At 71.0% G+C, this 5,900-nt stretch carries 2 protein-coding genes; both read right to left on the bottom strand.

What is annotated here, in order from left to right:
• Positions 1–1,211, bottom strand: a 1,211-nt coding sequence (locus tag ACGF3H_RS36135; RefSeq protein ID WP_393816623.1) for a type I polyketide synthase, incomplete at its 3' end; no start/stop codon positions are given.
• Positions 1,212–1,295: 84 nt separating this feature from the next.
• Positions 1,296–5,894 (bottom strand): SDR family NAD(P)-dependent oxidoreductase, encoded by a 4,599-nt coding sequence (locus ACGF3H_RS36140; RefSeq protein ID WP_393816624.1) that lies wholly within the window; start codon positions 5,892–5,894, stop codon positions 1,296–1,298.
• Positions 5,895–5,900: the final 6 nt, after the last annotated feature.

Here is a 5,900-nt window from a genome sequence, read left to right on the forward strand (position 1 = left end):
GGCAGCAGCCCGTGGCGCATCGCCAGCACCATCTTCATCACACCGGCGACACCGGCCGCGGCCTGGGTGTGCCCGATGTTCGACTTGATCGAGCCGAGCCGCAGCGGCCGGTCGTCCGGCCGGTCCTGGCCGTACGTCGCCAGCAGCGCCTGCGCCTCGATCGGGTCACCCAGCGTCGTCCCCGTACCGTGCGCCTCCACCACGTCGACCTGCTTGGCGGAGAGCCTGGCGTCTGCCAGGGCCGCACGGATCACGCGTTGCTGCGACGGACCGTTCGGCGCCGTCAGGCCATTGCTCGCACCGTCCTGGTTGAGAGCGGAGCCTCGGATCACGGCGAGGACCGGGTGACCGTTGCGCCGGGCGTCGGAGAGGCGCTCCAGCAGGAGCATGCCCACGCCCTCGCCCCAGCCGGTGCCGTCCGCGCCCGCCGCGAACGGCTTGCACCGACCGTCGGGAGCGAGGCCGCGCTGACGGCTGAATTCGACGAAGGTGCCGGGGGTGGACATGACGGTGACACCGCCGACCAGCGCGAGCGTGCACTCGCGTCGGCGGAGCGCCTGGCCGGCCCAGTGCAGGGCCACCAGGGACGACGAGCAGGCCGTGTCGATGGTGACCGCAGGGCCCTCCAGGCCGAGGGTGTAGGCCACCCGGCCGGACGCGATGCTGCCCGCCGTGCCGTTGCCCAGGTAGCCCTCGACGCCCGTGGGGAGGGACTCAAGACCGGTGCCGTAATCGTGGTACATCACGCCGGTGAAGACGCCGGTGCGAGAGCCGCGTACCGAGGCCGGGTCGATGCCGGCCCGCTCGAAGGTCTCCCAGCTGGTCTCCAGCAGCAGCCGCTGCTGCGGGTCCATGGCCAGCGCCTCACGCGGTGAGATGCCGAAGAACGCCGGGTCGAAGTCACCGGCCGCGTGCAGGAAGCCGCCCTCACGCGCATAGCTCTTGCCCACGGCGCTCGGGTCGGGGTCGTACAGCCCCGCCACGTCCCAGCCGCGATCCTCCGGGAAGCCGGATATGGCGTCGGTGCCGGTGGACACCAGGCGCCACAGCTCCTCCGGGGAACGTACGCCCCCCGGGTAGCGGCAGCTCATCGCCACGATGGCGATCGGCTCGTGATCCGCGGTCTCCGCCTCCTGGAGACGTTGCCGTGTCTGGTGCAGCTCGGCAATGACTCGCTTGAGGTAGTCCCGGAGCTTTTCTTCGTTACTCATCGCGCGTTTCCCATCAGAGGCGGAGCAAAGGCATTCGACGGAAAGGGAGTCGACCGGGTGGGTCGCGTGTTTCCGAGGGTCGGGTCAGATGAGTCCGAGATCCTCTTCCACCATCTTGAAGAGGTCGCCGTCCGTCGCCGATTCGAGTTTGTCGGCGAGACCGGCACTTCCCGTGCCTTCCTGCCTGTCGCCGTATTTGGCGAGGAGATCCCGTAGCCGCGAGATCACGTCGGTGTGGCCGATCTCCTCAAGGGTCATGGCCGACAGTCCGGCCTCGAGTCGGTCGAGGCCGACGGACAACGAGACGTCGCTGCCGGCCTCCCCGGTTGCACCCTGAGGAGCCAGCTCCTGGCGGAGGTATCCGGCCAGGGCCATCGGTGTCGGGTAGTCGAACACGAGGGTGGCGGGCAGCCTCAGTCCGGTGACCGCGTTGAGCCGGTTGCGCAGTTCCACCGCGGTCAGCGAGTCGAATCCGACGTCCTTGAAGGCGCGCGCCGGGTCCACGGTTTCCGTCGCGCCGTGGCCGAGGACGGCCGCGACGTTCCGGCGCACCGCGTCCAGCACGATGCGTGCGCCTTCCGCTGCCTGCACCCCGGCCAGCCGTTCCCGCAGGCCGCCCGGCGCCGGGGCCTCGGCGGCCCCCGTCCGCTGCCGGGGCAGCCGGACCAGTTCGCGCAGCACGTGCGGTACTTCGTCTCCGCTGTCCCGCACGGAAGCCCGTACCGCCGCCGTGTCCAGCCGCATCGGCGCCAGCACCGGTGTCCGGCCGGCGCAGCAGGCGTCGAACAACGCGAGTCCGTCGTCCGTCGGCAGTCCGCCGAGCCCGATGCCGGCCATGCGTCGCTGGTCGGCGTCGCCCAGGCCGCCGGTCAGATTGCTGCGCTGCTCCCACAGGCCCCAGGCCAGCGACAGGGCGGGCAGGCCCTGGGCGTGGCGCTGTGTCGCGAGCGCGTCGAGGTAGGCGTTCGCGGCGGCGTAATTGCCCTGTCCGCCTCCGCCGAACGTGCCGGCGGCGGAGGAGAAGAGCACGAACGCCGAGAGATCGGCTTCGGCGGTCAGCTCGTGCAGGACGGTCGCTGCCTCCGCCTTCGGCCGGAGCACCGCGTCGACGCGCTCCGGCGTCAGCGACGCGATGACTCCGTCGTCCAGAACAGCGGCTGCGTGCACGACGCCCTTCAGTGGATGCGTGGCGGGGATGCCCGCCAGCACCGCACGGACGGCGTCACGGTCGGCCACGTCGCAGGCGGCCCAGGTCACCGAGGCTCCCCCGGCGCTGAGCTCGGCCGTCAGTTCCGCGGCCCCGCTCGCGTCGGCACCTCGGCGGCTGAGCAACAGCAGATGCCGTATCCCGTGCTGGGTCACCAGGTGCCGGGCCACCAGACCGGCAAGTGTGCCGCTCGCTCCGGTGATCAGCACCGTGCCGTGCGGGTCCCAGGTCGCCACGGCGTGCGGCGCACGTCCGTTCTCGGCGGAGGAGGGCGCGTCGGCGGCCGGATCGTCCGTCGCGGCGCGCACCAGTCTGGGCACCAGGATCCCTGCGCCGCGTATCGCCAGTTGCGGTTCGCCCGAGGTGAGGGCGGCGGCAAGAGAGGCGGACGCGGCCTCGGCGGGGTCGTCGACGTCGAGGAGTACCAGTCGGTCGGGGTGCTCCGCCTGCGCCGACCGCACCAGGCCCCATACGGCGGCTGCCGCCGCATCAGGCACGTCCCGATCGGCGGGGCCGTCCGCGAGCGGTGTGGTGTTCACCGCGCCTCGGGTGACGATCACCAGACGCATGTCGACGAACCGGTCGTCCGCAAGCCAGTCCTGCACCCGCTCCAGGGTGTCGACCACCATCGACCGCAGGCCGGAGCCGGTTCCCGAGTCCGGGGCCGTGTCCATCGCCGAACCCGTGCCCGCGCCGACGCGCGGTCCGGTGACTGTACTCATGTCGCCCGGCACGGGGAGGAAGACCCATTCGGAGAGGGATGCGCCCTCGCCCGACGTCTCCGCGCGTTCGCCGGCGATGCTCTCACCCAGACTCTGCAGGTTCGGGTGCTGCGCCACGTCCCAGCCGCCCGCCCGCAGGCCGGCGGCCAGCGTGTCGCTCCCGGCGCCGACCACCACGCCCCGGAGAACCGAGGGACCTTCGGTCAACGGGAGTCGGCAGCCCTGCCAGTCGAGCCGGAACAGCGACTCGCGCAGGGCACCGCGCGCGGCGTCGATCTGATCGGCCGTGACCGGACGGGTGACCAACTTGTCCACGTGGGCCACCGGCAGGCCGGACTCGTCCGCCAGGGTGACCGACACCCCGTCGGTTCCGGCGGACGTCAGCCGCACCCGGACACTGCTCGCCCCGGTGGCGTGGAGGGAGACGCCGTTCCAGACGAACGGCAGGGGAATCCGGTTCTGGCCCTCGTCTCCCTGGTCGATCAACCCACCCGGCCCCGCCATGTGAAGGGCCGCGTCCAGCAGCGCGGGATGGATTCCGTGACGCGTGGCCTGTTCCGCGTGCTCTTCCGGCAGCGCGATGTCGGCGAAGACCTCGCCGCCCCGCTTCCAGGCCGCGCGCACTCCCTGGAACACCCGTCCGTACGTCAGCCCGCCCAGTGCGAACCTTTCGTACATGCCCTCGACGTCCAGTGGCTCGGCCCCGGCCGGTGGCCACACGCCCGGTTCGTCCGACACCGGCCGCGCTGATGTGACCGGGCTCTGGCTCAGTACGGCGCCGGCGTGACGCGTCCACGGTTGGTCCGGGTCACCGGACTCCTGGCGTGCGTACACGTTGACCGGGCGTCGGCCGGTGTCGTCGGAGCCGCCGACGGCGACCTGGAACTGGACCGCACCGTGCTCCGGGAGGACCAGAGGGGCCTCCAGGACCAGGTCGTCCAACCGGGTGCAGCCGACCCGATTGCCGGCGTGGAGGGCCAGTTCGACGAAGGCCGTGCCCGGCAGCAGCACGGCACCCAGCACCGTGTGATCGGCCAGCCAGCCGTGGGACGCCAGCGACAGACGGCCGGTGAACAGACACCCGTCGGAATCAGGCAGAGTCACCGCCGCACCGAGCAGAGGATGATCCGCCACACCCAGACCGGCCGACGACACATCACCCACCGACGGCGCCGCCTCCAACCAGAACCGCTCCCGCTGGAAGGCGTAGGTGGGCAGCTCCACCAGGCGCGGGCGGGCGGGTGCAAGGAGAGAAGCCCAGTCCACGTCGTGGCCTCGGACGAACACCTGGGCCAGCGCCTCCACCAGCGCACCGGCCTCACCACGGTCCTTGCGCAGAACCGGAGCGAACACCACGTCCGGGACGGTGTCCGCACCCATCCCCGACAGCACACCGTCCGGGCCGAGCTCCAGGCACGAGGTCACACCCATGCCCGACAGGTGCTGCACCCCGTCGGCGAAACGGACCGCCTCACGCACATGACGCACCCAGTACTCCGGGTCACAGATCAAGTCCGCAGTCGCGATCCCGCCCGTCACATTGGACAGCACGGAAATACGCGGCTCGCCATAGCTCAGGGACTGGGCGACCTGCCGGAACTCGTCCAGCATCGGCTCCATCAACGGCGAATGGAACGCATGCGACACCCGCAGACGACGCACCCGCCGCCCCCCGGCCCGCCACACCTCCTCCAACTCGGCGATCACCGTGCCGTCACCGGAAACCACCACAGACTGCGGGCCGTTGACCGCAGCAACATCCACACCCACCCGGCCCACCAGCGCAGCCCGGACCGTCGCTTCGTCGGCCTCCACGGCGAGCATCGCACCACCCGCCGGCAGCGCCTGCATCAGCCGGCCACGCGCAGCCACCAGCACACACGCATCCGCCAGCGACCACACACCCGCCACATGCGCGGCAGCCAGCTCACCGATGGAATGCCCGCCCACCACATCAGGACGCACACCCCACGAGCCGACCAGCCGGAACAACGCCACCTCGACGGCGAACAACGCCGCCTGCGTGAACACCGTCGCATCCAACGCTTCAGCGTCGGTGAAGACCACCTCACGCAACGGCCGCTCCAGCAGACCGTCGAAGCCGGCACACACCTCGTCGAACGCCTCGGCGAACACCGGGAAGGCCTCATACAGTTCGCGGCCCATCCCGACCCGCTGACTGCCCTGACCGGAGAACAGCACCGCCAGCCGGCCCGCAACCACCTGACCCCGCACCACACCGGCAACCGGCTCACCCGAAGCCACAGCCGCCAACCCGGCACGGTCACCCGACAGCACCACCGCCCGATGCTCGAACACCGACCGCGACGACACCAACGACCACGCCACATCCACGGAACCGACGTCCGAGCCGTCACCCACAAACGCAGCCAGCCGCTCCGCCTGACCCCGCAACGCAGCCTCGGATTTCGCCGACACCACCCACGGCACCACTACCGGCGCCACACTCGGCGACGACTCCGCAGCCGACTCCTCCTCAACCGCCGGAGCCTGCTCCAGAATCACATGCGCGTTCGTCCCACTGGCGCCGAACGACGACACACCGGCGCGGCGGAGTCGGTCGGTCTCGGGCCACGGCATGGCTTCCGTCAACAGTTCGACGGCTCCTGCCGTCCAGTCCACCTGCGCGGAGCGCTCATCGACGTGCAGGGTGCGGGGCAGCATGCCGTGCCGCATCGCCAGCACCATCTTCATGATCCCCGCGACACCCGCCGCGGCCTGCGTGTGACCGATGTTCGA

This window comes from Streptomyces sp. NPDC048185 (assembly GCF_043202495.1).
Lineage (GTDB): Bacteria > Actinomycetota > Actinomycetes > Streptomycetales > Streptomycetaceae > Streptomyces.